At 28.3% G+C, this 19,232-nt stretch carries 12 protein-coding genes; 1 reads left to right on the forward strand and 11 read right to left on the reverse strand.

Going from position 1 to position 19,232, the window contains the following annotated elements:
- Nucleotides 1-9: 9 nt before the first annotated feature.
- The 3 genes from KM029_RS22310 to KM029_RS22320 form a co-directional block, all read right to left on the reverse strand.
- Nucleotides 10-3,240, reverse strand: coding sequence for an STY4851/ECs_5259 family protein (locus tag KM029_RS22310; protein WP_144076021.1), 3,231 nt, complete (start codon nucleotides 3,238-3,240; stop codon nucleotides 10-12).
- Between the two features lie 1,039 nt (nucleotides 3,241-4,279).
- Complete coding sequence (locus tag KM029_RS22315; RefSeq protein WP_144076022.1) at nucleotides 4,280-5,725, reverse strand: YaaW family protein; 1,446 nt, start codon at nucleotides 5,723-5,725, stop codon at nucleotides 4,280-4,282.
- Between the two features lies 1 nt (nucleotide 5,726).
- Nucleotides 5,727-6,041 carry a hypothetical protein gene (locus KM029_RS22320; RefSeq protein ID WP_144076023.1) on the reverse strand — a complete coding sequence of 105 codons (315 nt, stop codon included), beginning with the start codon at nucleotides 6,039-6,041 and terminating at the stop codon, nucleotides 5,727-5,729.
- 234 nt (nucleotides 6,042-6,275) lie between these two features.
- Here KM029_RS22320 and KM029_RS22325 point away from each other — a divergent pair, with 234 nt between their 5' ends.
- Nucleotides 6,276-7,442 carry a hypothetical protein gene (locus KM029_RS22325; RefSeq protein WP_144076024.1) on the forward strand — a complete coding sequence of 389 codons (1,167 nt, stop codon included), beginning with the start codon at nucleotides 6,276-6,278 and terminating at the stop codon, nucleotides 7,440-7,442.
- 837 nt (nucleotides 7,443-8,279) lie between these two features.
- Here KM029_RS22325 and KM029_RS22330 read toward each other — a convergent pair.
- From KM029_RS22330 to KM029_RS22365, 8 genes are all read right to left on the reverse strand, one after another.
- Nucleotides 8,280-8,840, reverse strand: coding sequence for a hypothetical protein (locus KM029_RS22330; RefSeq protein ID WP_144076025.1), 561 nt, complete (start codon nucleotides 8,838-8,840; stop codon nucleotides 8,280-8,282).
- 121 nt (nucleotides 8,841-8,961) lie between these two features.
- On the reverse strand, nucleotides 8,962-9,171 hold the full coding sequence (locus KM029_RS22335) for a hypothetical protein (RefSeq protein WP_144076026.1): 210 nt from the start codon (nucleotides 9,169-9,171) through the stop codon (nucleotides 8,962-8,964).
- A 156-nt stretch (nucleotides 9,172-9,327) separates the two neighbouring features.
- The gene (locus KM029_RS22340; protein ID WP_144076027.1) at nucleotides 9,328-9,711 is read right to left on the reverse strand and encodes an LLM class flavin-dependent oxidoreductase; all 384 of its coding nucleotides are present in this window, start codon (nucleotides 9,709-9,711) and stop codon (nucleotides 9,328-9,330) included.
- 163 nt (nucleotides 9,712-9,874) lie between these two features.
- Nucleotides 9,875-11,113 carry a lanthionine synthetase LanC family protein gene (locus tag KM029_RS22345; RefSeq protein WP_158631184.1) on the reverse strand — a complete coding sequence of 413 codons (1,239 nt, stop codon included), beginning with the start codon at nucleotides 11,111-11,113 and terminating at the stop codon, nucleotides 9,875-9,877.
- Nucleotides 11,114-12,032: 919 nt separating this feature from the next.
- A complete protein-coding gene (locus KM029_RS22350; protein ID WP_158631185.1) occupies nucleotides 12,033-14,852 on the reverse strand; it encodes a T9SS type A sorting domain-containing protein in 2,820 nt (939 codons plus the stop codon).
- Between the two features lie 653 nt (nucleotides 14,853-15,505).
- Entirely contained in the window at nucleotides 15,506-16,069 is a 564-nt protein-coding gene (locus tag KM029_RS22355) for a hypothetical protein (protein WP_144076030.1), read from the reverse strand.
- A 12-nt stretch (nucleotides 16,070-16,081) separates the two neighbouring features.
- On the reverse strand, nucleotides 16,082-16,666 hold the full coding sequence (locus tag KM029_RS22360; protein ID WP_144076031.1) for a hypothetical protein: 585 nt from the start codon (nucleotides 16,664-16,666) through the stop codon (nucleotides 16,082-16,084).
- Between the two features lie 603 nt (nucleotides 16,667-17,269).
- Nucleotides 17,270-19,129: a vWA domain-containing protein gene (locus KM029_RS22365; RefSeq protein ID WP_144076032.1), complete on the reverse strand. Its 1,860-nt coding sequence runs from the start codon at nucleotides 19,127-19,129 to the stop codon at nucleotides 17,270-17,272.
- Nucleotides 19,130-19,232: the final 103 nt, after the last annotated feature.

Raw genomic sequence — 19,232 nt, forward strand, 5'->3', positions numbered from 1 at the left:
ATTGTATTTTTATTGGGTTTGAAGTTGTGTTTTTTGAGAATAAATATAGTGTTGTACCATATTAAAAATTAATTGAAACCAATCTCTATCGAAATCGATGATTTTTAATAGACGAAAATCTTCTACTGAAAAATCATCTTGAGGAAAGATGGATAAATAAGCAAGAGTAACTGGTAAGAATACTACTGACTTATGATGATCTTTAATTGGAAGATAATTTGGAAATAATTCTTTTAATGAATCAGGAATATTTTTATTATAAAACGCAACAATATCATGATTCCTAGTCCAATGCTTTACATTTTCTGTTCTTTGAAGTAATTGAGCAAAATACCCCATGATATTTGTTTGACATTCTCCAAAAGAAAGCTCATTACTATAAAATTCTTCTAAAAACTTATGTTTTAATATTTTACTTAAAGTACTCTGATGAAGTCGATGCTCTAATTGATCAAAAATAGACTCTAAGAATAATGAACGGTCTTTTTCTTTGAGTCCATTTGTGAATGCGGAAAGCATCTCTACCCAATCTTGAACAGGAAATTTATACCAGTTGATAATAAATTCGTTATGTAACCTTTCTAAAAATTGAGGAGGCATTATCTCAATACTTGCAATAATCATTTTAGGATGTGTAGCTATTGCTTTCCAAATATCAAAAGTAGTAAAAGGCAAATGTTTTGTTCTTTTATATAAAAGTTCCAATTCATCCCATACAGTGTGATCCTCATCTAAAGCAACAGTATCAAAAAGCTTTTGATAAGCTGCAATACGATCCTTTCTCTTTCTAATAGAAGAAAAACTACCAAGATGAGTTTCCTCTTCTGCTAATAATGAAGCCTCCTCCTTTGCTTTTACTAAGAACGGCTTAAACTGTATCTTCGATGTTCTATCAGGAAATATAAGCCAAGGCTTTTTGTTGTCTAAGACCTCAAGGTTCCAATCTTGCGTTGTTATATCATAAGGCATTTCCAAAAATGCTTTTTTACTTAACACTGAACTTAAACATAATGCTTGAAGCATAACATGTTCAGCATTCGATTGTGTACTTAATGAAAGTTCCTCTTGATTATATTCAATATGTTCGCCTGAGTGTGGATGTACACGAATACGTATTTTTTCTCCAGTAATTGTCAATTCAGCCATTGCACTATGAATATTATTTCCAAAGGCAATCGCTTTCAGTAACAAATCATAGCACTCCAATAGAGGAAGTAAGGTTACTTGTTGAGCAGGAAAAGTTACTTTTTTTGTATAGCAGACCTGCGAGTCAGTTGTACTCCTTATTGATATAGTTTTCGTAATACTTGCAGAGCTTAGATTATTGAAAAACAGACGATAACCATCCAATTGATGTACATTAAGCTCTGAAGTATGAACTACTTTATCATTATATAATAGTTTAAGTGATTGACTAGGAACTGGTAATCTGAAATAAAGGTTATCCAATTCTTCAGCCTCTTTGTTTCTTAAACGGAACTGTATTGTTTCTTTTCTCTTTAAGAAATCCTCATCAAATGATACTGATAGTGCACCTTCCTCTCCTTTATCTAAATTGTTCCACTCTACAGCTTCGTGTCTTTGTACTTCAGGAATAAAAGGGTCAAAATTTTGAAGGTAGATTTTATTATTTTCTAAATTATAAGAAAAGTTTTCAGGTAATACCTGAACGTTCCTTTGTAAAAATACAGTTATCCCGTCCTCAATATATCGAATATGTACTTTTCCCAAATGACAATTGGAATGCCATTTTCCAGCATAAAAATACTCTATGTTAGAGATTTGTATTCTTTGCTTCTGTAAAGTGATTTTATCTTGCTTCACCAGATAAGGAACACCTAAAAAAGTTTTAGCATTTAATGAAAAATAATTGTCATATACTGTTTTTGCAGGAGATAAATAATAAAGAAAAGGTCGATCATCCTTATTTTGTGCTAGTGCTATACGGTAAAGGTTCTCTTCATCCTTAAGCTCTATTGTCTGATTTATATGAATAACTTTATGCTTTTCTTTATTAACAACAACAAAGTTTGTTATATCAGATTGCTGAATTGCTAGTGTAGGTTTTGCTATTACAAGTCCTTCTGTCCTATGTGTTCGGACAGAACCTTGTCCTTTATAAACCCAATGATTATTTTGATCTTTAATAAAAAACCAGGGTAACTCTTCCCATAATGTTTCACTAATAATCGGTAAATTAAATGAAGCCTCTGTAAAGCGATCTACAAAACGTAATTCCCATTTTTTTAAATGAGCACCAGATGGTAAATTACTATTTCCCAAACGTTGGATATTAAACCCTTCTCTTCCATTTTTGAATGATTTATAAGTGCTACCTACTTCAATTTCAATACTAGACTCAATACTATAAAGTAATATTTTAGCATTAATTACTTTATCAAAAAGCACTGTATCAACTCTTAGATCTTCTTTTGTATAATGACCATCTGGAAAAATTAGTTTATTAATAAATAAGTCATTTTCTTCATTATAATAAGTGCTAAGTTGAATTTTCAGATCGTTCAACGTAGGAGCTTGTACAACATCGGAAATTAAAGTATTCAAAAAATTAACTCCTCTTTCTCCATCAAAAATAATTGGTAGTTCTTCTCTCCATTCAGGTATTACTTGATCCAAATATTCGATAGGGTCAGCATGTTTACCTAATTGGAATTGATGCTTTAATTCAAATGCTCTTTCTATAATATCATTTAGTATTTGATAATACACCTCACTTTGTAATACTTCAGGAGTATTCTGCTTCAAAACTAAATTTTGAATATCTCGTAAGAGATTACCCGTATGGAAATTAGTATAACCATTAAATGCCTCTCTTAAGGTATTTACTAGGTAGCCATTTTCAATAAAAGCATCCCTTGGAATTCCTGATTCTCTCGCAATTGTCCCTAAGAATTGTCTCCCCGCATTATTTCGAAATAATGGCCGGCTTAGATATTTCAACCCACTTTTGATAGCTGATTCAAATTTTGGTTGTGATAATCGGAAGATATCACTAATTTCTTTAAAAATTAAATCTTGAGTCCAATGACCACCTGCATAAGTTCTTCTAAATGCTTCAGCTGCAAATAATGTAAAATATACTTTCCAATAAAGATTATCCTTATCCCCATTTTTTAATGTTATTCTTAAAATTCTATACTCTTCTTCTGATATCTTATATTGAAATAATGGTCTACCATCAATTCGTTGTCTTATTTTTCTTAAAATAACTTCGCTCATAAGTTTAAATATTAATAGTAGTGAGAGGTAATATAAAGTTACTCTTACTGGTTAGGTTAAAAAAGGCATGTAACAAAAAAACACATCACAATATATAAAACTTAAGTCATATGTTATTAGTATTACAATTATATTTATATTCAGATATTTGTTTTCCAAGACTCTTTTAAAGGTTTCATTAATAATAATGTAAACTTAGAAATTAACTATGCACTCTTTGTACATAGTTGATATAAATAAGTTAACGATAGGGTTCTGATTCACTTTTAGTGGATAGCTTTTTTAACATTTTAGCAGATAGGATATTATTAATTTTGTTATGATGATACCACTCTCAACCTTTTCTAGTTTTGGTTCTTTGAATTTGATGGGTTTTCTACTAATGAATCTAATACTATAAATAAAAGAATCACTCATTTAAAACCTGTAACTTATTCTGGAAAATGTCCTTGTTGTTATACAGATAGAACCTTATTTATTCATAGTATCGAAAGAACTACGGAACGTTTATAGAAGTACTGTATGATAAATATACCTCATTTAGAAGAGTTCCATCATATAAGGATTTAACCCTTCCAACATGTCATTAGTAATGACTACCCATTCTTTTTTAGATGGAATGAAAATATACTAATTTCATCTAAAGCATATTTAATCCTTGTATGCGAATGAAATTTATTTTTATGCTTTATAAAAGCATCTTGTAAAGAAACAATACCCATAATACTTTTATTTATTTCCCTTTTTATTCTTTAATGCCTTTGCAGTTAAAGAGCCAATTGTTACTCCTATAACTGCAACTGGTAAAGTACCAGAAACGGCCCCAAATGCTCCTGCAATCCCAATTGTAGATCCAAGAACTCCTCCACTAACTCCACCGACAGCACCACCTTTTATTTCGTCTTTATTTTTTTTTGCTACTTCAACGGTTTTCTCAATAATACCATCAGATTAATTAATTCAGAAGTAACTTCAACACCTTTAGTCAACGCTTTTTTTAAGAAATTTTTCATTGCATTATTTATTTTTTATATAAAAATTAAAACCTATACATTTCATCTTCATCTAGATACTTTTTCCTTAGAATATGGATGTTTATAACAGCTGGAGTTAATCGTTTAAAATCAGAGTCAAATGCTTTCCAAACAAAAGCACCTCCAAGAGCAATCCATCCAACTGGACCTATTATAACTGAAAGAGCTTTTGTCATACCTGTATATACACCAAATGATAATGTTATACCTAAAGCACTTGTTAAAGCACCTAATGCTGTTGTTGCCATCATATAAACGCCAAATCCTGAAGCCTGAGCCAAGAGCATTGATCCTCCAACACCTGCAAATCCTTTTACATTATTTAAACCTCTTTTTTCGGCTTCTTTAATAAATTCCTGTTCAAGTTTAAGACGTTCCTCTTTTGTTAATTTATTAAGTGCCTTTTGAAAAGACTTTTCAACAATTTTTTGCTCTTTTTGAGCAATTGTAAGGTGACTATCATTTATCGATAAGTGATTCATAACCTTATCTACAACATCCAAGTAAGTATACTCATCGAAACTATTTAATAAGTTTTTACTTTTACTTTGAAGTTTCTCTTTAATAAGAGAAGTTGATGTTATATCTAAAATTTTTAAAAGGTTATCAATCTCTGTTTTATTCGCATGATATAGAATATTATCAATATCTCTCCAACTCCTATTTTTCGGAGAATGAAATTTTATTTTATAATCTAGATTGTAGTTCTGAGTTATAACAGGACAAATAGTTAAATCGAATACATCATTTTTTTGAATAGAATACTCTACTTTATAAGACTCTAAATCAATAATATCTTTACCTAATAATATTTTTAATTTACCTTCATTCAATTTTACTACAAATTTATTTCTTATACTTTTTCTATGCTCTAGATCATTATTAATTTTATTAATTAAGTTATTCTCATTTAAGGTACTTGTAATTTTTTTGTTTAATAGATCTTTTATCTCAGATTTTTCTAGCTGAATATCTTTAAACAATTGAATTATTTTATCTTCTCTTAATCTGTCTTGTGATAATTCATTAAAAACAACATAAGGGTTATTAATAGTAGAATAGACTGAAGGTTCTAATACTTGTTTGAATAAATCAATATCAAATGCTGTTTTATTTAGCTCTAAATAATAATAAGTTGCTTGATCTGCTCTTAAAAATTCAGCTTCTAAATTAGAATTGTCTAGTTTGAATAAATAATTAGAATTATTTTCAAAATAAGTGATTTTAAATACTATTCTTTCATAATATCTAATACTAACCTCAATAAGGTATTCTAGTGAAATTACATCTAAAAGAAATGCCTTGACAATATTCTCAAGTGGTTGATTAATTTTCTTAAAAAAAATAGAATCACTTTCTAATTGTGCAATGAACCTTATTAAGTTGTTGTTATCTAAAGAAGAATATATTTGTTTTCTCTTTTTAAAGTTATCGAGTAATTGATGAATCATTTTATTTATACTTTAGTATTAATTCAGATAACATAATGTAGTTTTCTATATCTTTATTATTATTAAATACCTTTAATAGATGTTCTTTATTTAGAATTATCTTTTCAAGGTCTATTTTATCTAAAATTCTATTCAAGAGATCTATTGATTCTCTTTTAGATTTTATTTCTTTAATTATATCTTGGTTGATATACTGCTTTAAATCTCCATTCATAATCTTGTCAAGAAATTCCATCCTATTTTTAGTTATATCAACTTCTTTAGAACACCCTTCAAAATTGTTATTCCTTATTCTTTTGTATTGATCTATATTCATGGCTTGTATTTAACATAAATTAATAACATCAATAAAAGGACAATTATGAATTATGATATGCTGTAAATATTCACATTTATTCGAAGTGGTGTTGTAGTTCATTTTAAGTATACTTAAAATGAACTATTATAGAATATTTTCAAATTGTTAATATTTGTTATACAAAAATCAGAGATATGTCATAAATAAGTTTTTATCTGTCATACAATTATAAACCTAAAACAAACAAATTAAATGAGAAACTATTTTTTATTAGGGCTTTTAATCAGCCTATTTTTTAGCTGTTCACCGATGAACGAGGCTATGCTAAACGGTGATATTTCACCAAACACAAAAGGAGCTAACGGACATTTGCCATTTAACCAACTTGACTTTATTAAGTCTGAATTTCAAAAAGTTTATTCTTACTCTCAGTTTGATAGTAATACGTTACTATTCGATCAAGCAACAATGGAGATTCAAGGAGCAGAAAGAGTTATTTTTGTACCTCTAAAAAAAAATGATTTAGAATACCCTCAATTTTTACGGTTGAATCAAAACTATAATGATACTAATTATACATTTAATTTAGTCATTATGCAGTACAAGTATCAAGATGCAATGTTATTATCAACTTATAATTTTAAAGAATCGTTACAAACGTTTCACGGTACTATTGCTGTTCTTGATTTAATGGATCCTCTACAAAAAACAGTAAATTATCATAGATTTATTCGAGGGAAAGAAGTAACTAAAAGAGAAAGGTTTCATGGAACAACAAGTTTTTCTCATTCTTGTACTGATGGGCAGTGCGGTGATGGTGGAGGAACAACTCCAAACGATTTTAGAGGATTAGGAACAAACGGAGGCATAAGACAGTTAGGAGGTGTAACTATAAAATCAGGCAGTTATCCTAATAGCAATAATTTAGGTGGTTTCGGAAAAGGCTTAACAAATTCACCTAATCATTTTGGGAATGGTAATCAGGGTTCAATCAGCGGTGGAGATGGAAGCGGAAGCACAACACGAGGGTATAAAGTAAAAAGTAGAGCAGAAGCAGAACGATTTGCCAAAACAAAATTCAAAAGTTCCATTCAAAATCGAATACAACAACAAGGACCTAAAAAATATATAGGTACGGCTACACGTTCTAATCCACTCATAACAATAACGTATGAAGTATATAAAGAAAATGGAAAATGGAATGTAAAAGAATCAGTAACGGGTTTTGTTTTTGCTAATAAATACAAAATATCTAGCGTTAGATCAGAATCAAATGGAAACGAGACAACTCTTAAAGTAACAGGTATAATGTCTCTGGGTTTCAATGTGATGAATTCTAATCTTTCAATCTCAAGAAGAGATGTTACTGAAATTGTCATTGATAATAAGAAAAACAGAATTAAAAAAATAATAGATTAAATATGTTAGATTCATTAACTTTTGACCAGTTTACTTATTTAGGTTTTTTTATTCACTTATTTATATTTTGTGTAGCATTTAGTTTATTTCTTTACGTTCTAAATATATTATTTTTATGGAGAAAAAATCTAAAATTAAATAATGAATATTTAAATATTCTTATAAAAAAAGAAAAAGAAGAAAGCAAGTAGTTTGTACCCCTTGAATTAAGACGGTTTGAGGGGCTTATTTTTCAAAGTCAAATAAAAGACCGATAAGAATAGAAAGTTCTTCTAGTTCTTCAAGACCTTAAGCTAGTATGAAAAATGTAAAACACGAGAAAATAAAAAAAAAGTCACTTTCATTTTTACTCTTGTATAATCAAGTAACATCTATTGGTTTTATTTTGTATCTAGTTTATTCTCTTTTAAAAGATGAAATAAATACAGAATTTTTTATTTATTCATTTAGTTTTATAGGTGTAAGTAATCTTTTATTATTATCATTCATATACTTTTTTCTTAAAAGAGCGTAAAAAAGAGACCTCCAAATCATGATTTGGAGGTCTCTTTTTTAGAGCGTTTGTCTCGTCCTGAATTAGTGTTACACAAAACGTAACATTATGAATGAAGATCAAGAATATCAGATTATAAAGGGATAAATCATAAAACAAATCAAATACAAGTGTTAATAATAAATTTATTAATTCTTTTGTTGAATGATTAATAAGAAAATAGATAAAGTAACAAACTAAATCAGTAACCTTTTATGTAATTATAAATTTGCCTTAATTACAACCTTTTTCATACCTACCCAGAAAACAAAACACTATTGACCGTAATGCCAAATAAAAATAAATTAGTTAATTCGTAATTTATTTAGATATTTTTTATACATCAAATAAGTCCAAACAAAGATAAAACTAACAATAGGTAGTAAAATAATAACCAAGACATATTTCAAACGATAATATTCAGTATAAAATGACTCTGTATTATTTATTAATAACCACATTATAGTTGTAATTAATCCTACATATGCAAACGATACTGGTAAAATATGTCCTAAATAATACTTCATTCTTTTGTAACTTTTGGGGAATTTATAGAACACAGATAACCAACTTTCTTTAACTCCTAAAAATAAATACGCTATAATATTACTATAAGAATATCCTTTTTCATTAGGTAGTAAATCAAAGGGTTTAAAAATCACTAAATAGAATGTGTATATTACATAAATTACAACTACAGTTATTATGAATGTTAAAATAGACCATGAAGAAATTCCAAAAATAGAAACTATTGGATTTGCCTCTTTTGATAAATCAGGAGTGAATTGATATGTATAGTATACATCAAGTATTCTTGATATTATAATCCAACTAGATATTAGAAAAAAATATAATTTTTTATTCATTATTTTAGTATTTAACAAAATGTTTTACAGTAAGCACTCAACTATAATCATAGTTCTTAATTTTAAGAAAAATAATTATGTTTGAGTACATAATAGTTATGATTTAAAAATCAGTTGTTCTTTAATTTTCCGATGATAAAGCATCATTTGGAATAATTGTTGTTAAGGGTATTAACACGGTAACAATACAAGAAGGACTTGTACCTCCTTTTGTATTTGATAATTCTTCATCAGACAATTCTACAACTATTCTTTTTTCAAATAGTTCTTCAGCCTGAATTGATTTCTTAGCAACAGACTTTAAATCCTTATTAGATTTAATAAAATCCATAATTATTATAAATAATTGTATGTATAAAACATCCTTTTTTTTGGGAGAGTTTTGGGATACACAAACTCTAATTATATTTGATCGATGTATAATTTTACAAAGAATTGGTATTTATCACATTGCAAAGGTGAATTATGTTAATGAAATATATTTTATCTAAATAATGCAAACATTAGGCTTTTTTATTCTATCAAATATGGGTGTTTCCCGATATAAAAGCAAAAGTCCAGTAGGCGTTTTAAATACCTGAACATCAAGATTTAATGCTACTTCATATGAAGAGTAATAATTTAACAATACCCCCGCAACACTAACATTAATTTGATCCGTATTATTTAAAATAAGTAGGAGTAACATTTGTGGACTAGACCATGCATTGCTTGAAGAATAATTGTGATGTTCTGTTAACCAAATTCTAGAAAAACCTAAACGGTCAGCATACTCAGCATACTCCATGACATCAAGAATCTTTCCCGTACTACTATAGTCAGTTTTCCTAATACCAAAGTCTAGTAATCCAAGTTTAATTTTTTGTTCCATTACTTAAAGTGAAAATTAATATTATCAATGATGAATAATAAGATGATTAAATACTATAAACCTCTATTTTACATAACGATTAATAATAAATGAACAATATTAAAAGGATATACTGTTAATAGCACAACATTAATCATTTTCTTTACGGACTTATAAGTAAAAACTAATCTAGAATAAATAATTCATTCCATTTATCAGTGCTATCTTTATTCAAGAATGAAAGTAAGCTTAGTAAAGTACCTCCTCCACCTTCTAAAAGGCATGATTGATTCTTAGTTTTAAGCATTTTGATTTGCTCTTCAATATTTTCCAATGTAAATGATAACCAATAAGCACTCGCTTCAAAGAAAATGTTCTTATTGGTCTTTTTATAAAAACTATTAAAGATATAAGCTACTCCAGCAGATCCATGGCAGAAAAATGAAGTTCCAATTTTAGCAGTTTCTATATTTCTAATATAAGCTACTCTAGTTGAAATCTCAGTTGCTCTTTCTATATAATTGGGGTTGTTAAATATCTTCCCTAACTTAAAGTACATCACGGCAAAATTAAGATCTCCAAAACACCATGCTAATCGAGAATCATAAAACTCTAAATTTGCAGGGTCATCAAGAGGTAAAGTATCAATAAAACTCACTGCATATAAAGAGTTACCGTTCGTTTCTTCTAACTTTCTTTTCTTCCCTTCTATATATTTTACCCCTTGCTCAATGATATATTGTATTTTTTCCTTTTTTAGTCCCTTCTCATAAGCGTGACTTAATATGATAAGTTGACCAGCAAGACCATGAGCTAAACCTAAGTTATACTCTTCTTCAACCGCCTCAAATAACACAGTATTTATCATTCGAAGGCCCTGTTCATCAATTTTAGCTTTTGTAAAATAGGCATCAATTATCTTGTTACAACGTTCTACATTGATCTCACTTTCAATTCTTTTTAAGAAAAAATATAAAATTCCTAAACCACCATGTAAATAATCACTTTTACCTACTTTTATTGATTTATAACCTAAATTAAAAATATAATCTTCAATAGCAGATAAATTTTCTTGCACATCAAATACAATGAGATCATTTTTTTGTAAATGATTAAATAGATAGCAAACTCCAGTTAAACCATTAAAATAAGAGAACATATTTTTTAAGGAAAAGCTTTGCTCATTTAATATATCAATTATCGTTTCCACTAGTTCATTACCTTTCTCAATATATGTGGAATCATTTAGATAGCTTCCAGCATAAAAGTTACAAATGGTTAATGTTGACAATCCATTTCCTAAACTTATATCTTTTGATTTTTCTACTGCTTTTATATTAGTGTTTAGTGTCACCAATAAAGACTCGATTTTGCTATATATTTTTTCAAGCTGAGTATTAATATTTTGATTTAAAATTGACATTAGCATTTAAATATATGAATATCAACTATTTAAACTATTTTAAACGACTGATAAATAGACTTTTTATATAACAAAGAAATTATCTATTGTAAAAAAAGTTTAAAATACATAAAAGTAATACATATTTTATATGTGATTATCCCATTGAGGATTTGTCTATATAATAATAGTATGAAAGAGGTTTATAACAATTTTAAGATTTAGCAAGAATATAATTTCAATACGAAAATAAATGTTTAGACATAAAATATGTGATTTACATTGATTTGTAAAATTCAATTTGATAAATTAAAAATCATTTTATTTTATAATTTGGCATTTGTTGGCTATTTCATATCTCTATAAATCATGATTTCAATTTCACATGATATAGATTCTAACTTAATAAAGTTTGAGTTCTCTTTAAATGAAAGTTTTAAGGTTTTTGATTGAGGTCATTTTTAATGAAAGATTTATTTAAAATTAGTTTTCTAGTATTTAGTTATTACAATAATATATTTTTTTTTAAAATTCACAAATTATATTGAAATTTTTTCTTCTTAGGCTACATAAATTTTAGTATTAAACTTTATCAAACATAGGAGGTTCTGATTCACAATAGGTGTACAAGCATTACAACGAATATCATCACATCTTCAATTAGAATATTCCACTTCATCTTTGTTTCGTTTTGCTCAATTGTTTCAAGCTATCTTCCAATTCTTGTTTTTGGAGAGTAGCTTGTTGCTGTTTTAGTTGGGAGAGTGAGGGGTAGGTTTGTTAGAAAGCTACTCCTTGGAGAAAGGGGAATGATATGTAAAAGAGCTGTCTAAAAGATTATTTTTTTAAGTTACAAAGGCCATCAATTAGTTTCCCTTCTTGGCCGTACATAATAGATAGAGTTCTCCACAACCTAAAATATTAGATTGTGGAGAAAATTTTATTGTTTTAAGAACTTTGTTTTTTTAGACAGTTTTCCTGTCTTGATTTCAATAATATATAATCCTTTTATAAAAGAAGAGATATCCATTGTATAAGTGGAGTTATAAATATTTAATTGTTTATCAAAAAGAACTGTTCCTGTATATGTTCTGATTGTTAACTGTGAATTTTTTGCATCAGATGGAAACTGAATATTTAAAATACTAGAAGATGGATTTGGATAGACTTTAAGTGTCTTATTTTCAACACCTTCTATATCTGTAATATCCTCATCAATAGGTGCTTCACCATCTGGAGATGATAGAAAATCCATTGTCAACCTTGAGACACCTTCAGCTCCACCTAAGATAATATGTTCAGTTGAACTATTATTTCTGGAATTTGATGAATTAGAAGTAATGAAAACAACATCTGTAACACTATTCGAAAATAAACCTTCATCTTCTGATAAGTGCGTTATTTTTTCATCTTGCATTACGCTAACTCCTAATTCTTCTGTTCTAGAATATAGCATCCAGATATTTCCATTATTATCTTTTTTAAATGTTTCGAGTCCATTTGTCTTATCCAATGGTAATAAATCTAGATTATGTTCCAATTCGTTAGTCGCTGTATATTTAACTAGACCGTTATAAGTAGCTAACCAAATGTTTTCGTTATCATCCTCAATAACATCATTCACCCAGCCATTACTTAAATCTTCATTATTAAAGTGTGTATACGTATCATTTTCGATAACTGTTACTGATTTTCCTGTATCGTCAATTGGTAAATATAGTACCCAAGTTCTACCTTTAGAATCAATAAATACGTCCTTAATATCATTAGATAAAAGACCATCTTCTTTCGTGATATATTCCCAATTTATCTCATCTTCAGTAATTAATATTCCACCTCCTAATGTTGATATATATAGTTTTCCATCTACTAAATAAGTCACATTATAAACACTAACTCCATTTAAAGCTGAAGAATGATCTATAACCTCATTGGTGGACGTAATTTTCACCAAACTATTATCTCCACCAGACCAAGCATTACCCTCTCTGTCTACTAATTTAAGAAATGTATCTTCGCCTTTATAATTCCATTTTTCATTTGAAAGTTTTGAAATCCCTCCCCCGGTATTATACCAAATATCAGTATCTTTGCCTTGATAAATTTGTATAATTTCATTATTTGGAAGACCATCATAGGTTGTATATATAGAATGCGTACCCTTTAAATTATTTCGATTTTCTACTACAAAAAGTCCTTCATTAGTACTTAAAAGAAAACCATTTTGTCCAAAATAAGAAACTTGCTTAAAGTCAATCCAATCTCGATTATCAAAGGGGTACTTTTTCTTTTCAATATCCTCCCAGATATTGTGATGAACTTGTTGGATTATATCTGTATCTAGGTCAATAACGAATAAGTTATGTCTATCTGTCAAACCTATCAATTCATCTTTTCCTGTATTGATATTAACGGTTGCAATATTATCATCATATAGAACTGTGATCTCAGATCCATCATATTTAAGAATAGCATTTTCTCCTTGCAAATAATAATTACCATTAGCAGATTTATATAATTCTGAAATTCTATTATACCTATAATCTTGTTCGCCAAGAGTTAACCATTCGCCATTTTTGTAATGCTTTACAGATGTATTTAAAAAAATAAAAAATTCCTCTGTATCTATCATCCCAAAGCCAGTTATTGATTCATTTTCTGATAAGGTATAGCTCAGTTGTGAATTGAATTCATGAAAATCAGCTGTTTGATAAATCTCTATTTCTGTATGATTACCATCGCTTGCTGCTAGATAAAAAGATTCTTCTGAATGTTTTTTAACACCATAAAAACGTGAAGGGCTATCATTAACAATATCGTTTAGAACAGTCACTTCTTCACCGCTCACAAATCTGATTCCCCCATAATTAATGAAAATAAGTTGTTCGTCTTCTTCAAAAACAGTGATGTTATTCCCAAAATCTGTTAGATAGTCAAAATTAAAACTTTCAAAGGTTTTTCCATTAAAAATTGAATAACCTGAATGTGCAACCATAATATAATTACCGCTATCTAATAGCTCAGAATTATTAATCTTGGAACTTATTAAGTTATTGGAACCTGTATTTTGCGTTGTGACCTGAAATAAGCTATTTCCAGCTAAAACCTCAATAGGTATTTTAATAGAAATAGTATCCATATTTGGAATAAATGCATTCAGAGAAAAAGTTGTTTCTCCTATTGTACTTCCTTCATTCATTAAAATTATATTTCCCTCTACAGAAAGTTCTGCTGTAATTATTTCGGTATTTTCTATATTAAAATCAAATGATATAGTTGAACTATCTGAACCGATAAAAGTTTCAGTTAAATCTATTTGTGCTTGTTCAAATCCTTTCCAATACCATAAACCATTTATGGGTTTTTGATAAATTAATCTCTCCCTAACAAAAACAGGGATCTCAACAGTTAGAGTATCTTCATCAGGAATAATTGCAGACAATAGAATACTCGTTGCTCCTACTTTGCCAATTTCCAATATATTGATATTGAATAATTCATCATCTGTAAATTCGACAATAACAATAGAATCATTATTTGACGACACTTCATACTGTAACGCTACGTCAGAAGAGGTTGAAAACATTTCATCAAAAGATACCAATTTTGATAAAAAGCCTTGTTGAACATTAATTTCATCAAAGGATCCATTGAACTCGATAATCGGTGGGTCATTTAATAATTGATTAGTTCTTTCTAAGTTAGGTCTATCCTTAGAAAAACACAGTGAAATTGCAAAAAACCATAATGAAATGGTCATTAATGACATTTTTAACATAGATTGTTTTAGTTATGTTTATTGAAGAAGAAAGTTTAAAATCTTGAAAGATTATCTTTTGTTTAAATTTTTTTAGTCCAGCTATTTGTTATAATCTTCAATTAATGAAGATACATGATTCTATTTAATTACTATTTATTTTATAGAAAAATATCTATTGAAATAACTAAAAAAAATCAACTCCAATCTTTTGTATCTGTTGCATAGTTAAGCAGAGGGAAATTCTCCAAGTTCACCTATCATTTAGAACAAACTTATTTCCAATTGTTTTTGTTTGAAAACCACTTACTGTTTTTTTGTATTATAAGTGCATAGGTTTGTGAGATGCTACTCGTTGGATTAAGAGAGATGAAATGTAAAGGAGGTATTTCAGTATTTTTTTCTTTTAATTCAAAAAACATAGCTGAGCTATCATTAAGAAAAGGGTAGGAAATAACAGCAACAGTTGAAGATGTAATTACCCCCATTGAAGCACATCAACAAAATAACACCACACACTCGTTGTATTTCAAAAGTTAGTTCAATAAGTTTGTTACGAATCGTTAAGCTAATATGAATCGTTAGCTCAAATCCACTTGGCCTTTGGCTAGTGGATTTTCTTTTTTTGGTTATAAAATTTATTGTATTTAAAAGTATCAAAAAATTGAATATCCTATTCTTATATTAAGATTTATATCAATAGCTTCCTCATCAGGTCCAAAACCTGTGTTAGAATAAAACGTTCTAATATAACCAATACCTAAGCCTACTTCGTAATTTATATGCTGACCAATATGCCTTCTCATTCCCCACGAAGGCACAATAGATATGTCACTAATTGGAATTAAATTATCTTGATTAGAAATGACAAACCAATCAGGATGATAACTACTTTTTAAACTAAAAAAATTAGCACTATTCCTTAAAATATGTTTTTCCTTTTTTTTTCGTGAAGTCAAGTTATAGTACCATCTTGGTTCTAAAGTCACTACTGGGGAAAATTGAAGATTTGATTTATGTTCTGGTGTTTTACTTAAAATATAACTATCTAACCCTACTTCAGTTCTTAATATAAACCTATCGATCAATTTGTATTCATGATTAACCCAAACACCTAAAACCCCAACTTGTAAACCAAATGTGGACCTTTCTATTTCTTGTCCATTAGAAATATTTATAAAAAATAAGATAAATAGAAATAGTAAATTATATGCTCTCATTGAAAATGAACTTTATATATTGTAACTAAAATTCAAACTAATTGTGTAACTCTTTGTATTAACAGTATCATTCGAATGATGTTGATTAAGGATCATATTTGAAAAATTCAACCCTCCTGAAATAAAATTAGTTTGATATATTACTCCAATTTGGTATTCTGCATTTAACATTCTAAAAGTATGTTCATCACTAAAGAAACTTATTGGGTATTTAATACCATCAACTGAATACTTTAATGCAACTAAAGGAACAAAACCTCCTTCAATTCTAAATTTAGATGAAAACACATCATAATTAATTAAAAAAGGAATCGATATAAAATCTTTTATTGCTTTTGTATTTATAGTTTTAGAAACAATTCTCTTAAATACTATACCATATTTAAAATTAGATTTTTTTGATAAATTTACTTTTCTTAGAAGACCTACATTATACCCTATTCCAGGGTTTGAGCTTAATAACTTATTATCTGTATTATTTTCTGTTACATAGGTGTTTGATATATTAACTCCAATTAAAACATCAAACTTTGTTTGTGCGTTAACTGTTATACAAAAAAGTAATGCAATAGTTAATAATGATATGAATTTAAACATGTTTTATATATTGTAATACATAATAATTAAATGCTACAAAAGTAAAATTTGATTAACCAAATGATCTGAAAAATACAACAATAGCTATACCCCTATAATCTAAAATTTTAATAGTATGCATTTTGTATTAGAGTACTTAGAGTAGTTTATTCAATATTAAGTTTGAATAAACTTTCAATTTTCAGGCGGTATGTTTATTGATAAATTCATGATAATTAGTTTTTAGTCAAATATTTGAAGTGTGTGTTTAATTACACAACTATAATTAAAATAAATTACCTCATTACAATTTAGACCGTTAATAAATATAAAGTAAAATTAAGTGCTAAATCATCTGATGATCAATATTTTCACACAAAAACAAAAAACCTCGTAGGCAGCACCAACGAGGTTTTTCATGAACTTAACTCTCTCAATTTTTTTATCACTTATCTACTAAGCGCATTCATCTAACTTCTGTTTATATAAACTGATTTAATTGAATTTTTGTTTCATATTAAACTAAATAAATACATAATAGATGTAAAAAGGTTTATGTTATAAAAATGCCCTTCTTCTATTCTTTAGAGGAAGGGCATTAATCAATATTTTATGTTTATAACCTTATTTATTCTCATATTTAACATCAAGTGATTTCGCAACCTTTAAAAGTCGTATCATTTCACTTCTATATCCTTCCTCATCGGTTCCTCTTCCTTCTTTTGCAAGTTGAATAACAGTATCCCAAGAAGATGAGCCTTTAAATTCTGAATTTCTTAATAACATGCCAAATTCTGCAATTGAAGCAGTAAATTTAAAGTCTGTTGTGGTCTCTGAAAGAGGTTTGTAATTACTCTTTACTACCGTTTCAATCAAATTACTTTTACTTTTTGTAGGCTGTTTATACCTCAATTTTAATGTAAGTAGGTCATTGCTATTTTTAGCATACTCTGTTAATTCGGTCGATTGGTATTTCAACTCCGACATATTTCTTGTTTTTTTAATAACTGGAACTATTTCGTACAAGGCTGTTACAGAATGACCTGCTCCTATTTCTCCTGCATCCTTTTTATCGTCATCAAAGTCTTCATCTTCAAGAAGTCTGTTTTCGTAACCAATTAAACGATATTTAGCCACAAATTTTGGGTTAAACTCTAATTGGAATTTCACGTCCTTCGCTATTGTCATTAAAGTACCTCCAAACTCTTTTACCAGTACCTTCTGTGCCTCTTGTAGGTTATCTATATAAGCATAATTTCCATTGCCTTTATCAGCAATTATCTCCATTTTATCATCTTGATAATTCCCCATTCCAAAGCCCAATACAGAAATAGCAATTCCTTCGTCTCGACGTTCTGTAATTAACTCTTCCATTGCTTCGTTACTACTTACACCAACGTTAAAGTCGCCATCAGTTGCTAAAATAATTCTATTGTTCCCTTTTTTAATAAAGTTCTGTTTTGCTACTTTATAAGCCAACTTTAATCCTTCCCCACCGGCAGTAGAACCACCTGCTTCTAAATTATCTAGTGCCTCAATAATTTTTGCCTTGTTACTGCATTTTGTTGATGGTAATTTTAAGCCAGAACTACCCGCATAAACCACAATAGCTACCCTATCTTTTTCATTTAAATTATTCAATAACATTTTAAATGATGATTTTAATAAAGGCAGTTTATTTTGATTAGACATTGATCCAGAAACATCTATCAAAAAAACAATATTTGATGAGGGTAACTCATCTCTTTCCATTTTTACTCCTTGGAGCCCTATTTTTAATAATAAATTTTCTTCGTTCCAAGGGCATAACGATAATTCATGATTTATACTAAATGGAACTTCGGTAATAGGTTGAGGATAACTGTAATCAAAATAATTAATCATTTCTTCTATTCTTACAGCATCTTTAGGAGGTAAATTTCCATTGTTCAAATTTCGTCTAACATTACTGTAAGATGCCCTGTCTACATCTACAGAAAAAGTAGATAATGGCTTTTTAGTTACCTTGTGAAAAGTATTTTCTGAAACCTCGGCATAACTTTCTGTATTTACAGAATTGTTACTACCAATACTTATTACAGAAGAAGTACTCATTTTTTTAGACCTTCTACCTTTACTTCTCCCTCCATAAGCAACTACAATAACTTCTTCTAATGATTCTGTATCCTCCTCTAATTCAATATGTATCTTATTGAAATTATTTAACTTATAGTCTACTGATTTATAACCGATATACATCGCTTCAAGAGTTATACCCGTTGAGTCTACAGCAAGCTGAAACTTTCCGTTAAAATCTGTAACCGTACCTTTAGAAGTTCCTTTTATAATAATACTTACCCCAGGAATAGGAAGTTTATCAATTTTACTGATAACAATACCTTCTACTTTAATATTAGTTTGAGCAAATCCATTAACCTGTAAACAACCTATAAAAAGGGCTAAAAAAGTAACTTTAAAGAGCTGAATTAAAATATGCTGCTTCATGTTTTTAATCATTTAATAGTTTAGCTATGAGTAATTTTCTATTTTAAGATAGCAAAAGTATTACTATTAATTGTATTTAATAGTAATTTAATTCACAATCAAA

It is taken from the genome of Flammeovirga kamogawensis (assembly GCF_018736065.1).
Classification (GTDB): domain Bacteria; phylum Bacteroidota; class Bacteroidia; order Cytophagales; family Flammeovirgaceae; genus Flammeovirga; species Flammeovirga kamogawensis.

Bases quoted from the DNA above. Each gene is read 5' to 3' on its own strand.
- KM029_RS22310 (WP_144076021.1), bottom strand. From the start codon at position 3,240: ATGAGCGAAGTTATTTTAAGAAAAATAAGACAACGAATTGATGGTAGA.
- KM029_RS22315 (WP_144076022.1), bottom strand. From the start codon at position 5,725: ATGATTCATCAATTACTCGATAACTTTAAAAAGAGAAAACAAATATAT.
- KM029_RS22320 (WP_144076023.1), bottom strand. From the start codon at position 6,041: ATGAATATAGATCAATACAAAAGAATAAGGAATAACAATTTTGAAGGG.
- KM029_RS22325 (WP_144076024.1), top strand. From the start codon at position 6,276: ATGAGAAACTATTTTTTATTAGGGCTTTTAATCAGCCTATTTTTTAGC.
- KM029_RS22330 (WP_144076025.1), bottom strand. From the start codon at position 8,840: ATGAATAAAAAATTATATTTTTTTCTAATATCTAGTTGGATTATAATA.
- KM029_RS22335 (WP_144076026.1), bottom strand. From the start codon at position 9,171: ATGGATTTTATTAAATCTAATAAGGATTTAAAGTCTGTTGCTAAGAAA.
- KM029_RS22340 (WP_144076027.1), bottom strand. From the start codon at position 9,711: ATGGAACAAAAAATTAAACTTGGATTACTAGACTTTGGTATTAGGAAA.
- KM029_RS22345 (WP_158631184.1), bottom strand. From the start codon at position 11,113: ATGTCAATTTTAAATCAAAATATTAATACTCAGCTTGAAAAAATATAT.
- KM029_RS22350 (WP_158631185.1), bottom strand. From the start codon at position 14,852: ATGACCATTTCATTATGGTTTTTTGCAATTTCACTGTGTTTTTCTAAG.
- KM029_RS22355 (WP_144076030.1), bottom strand. From the start codon at position 16,069: ATGAGAGCATATAATTTACTATTTCTATTTATCTTATTTTTTATAAAT.
- KM029_RS22360 (WP_144076031.1), bottom strand. From the start codon at position 16,666: ATGTTTAAATTCATATCATTATTAACTATTGCATTACTTTTTTGTATA.
- KM029_RS22365 (WP_144076032.1), bottom strand. From the start codon at position 19,129: ATGAAGCAGCATATTTTAATTCAGCTCTTTAAAGTTACTTTTTTAGCC.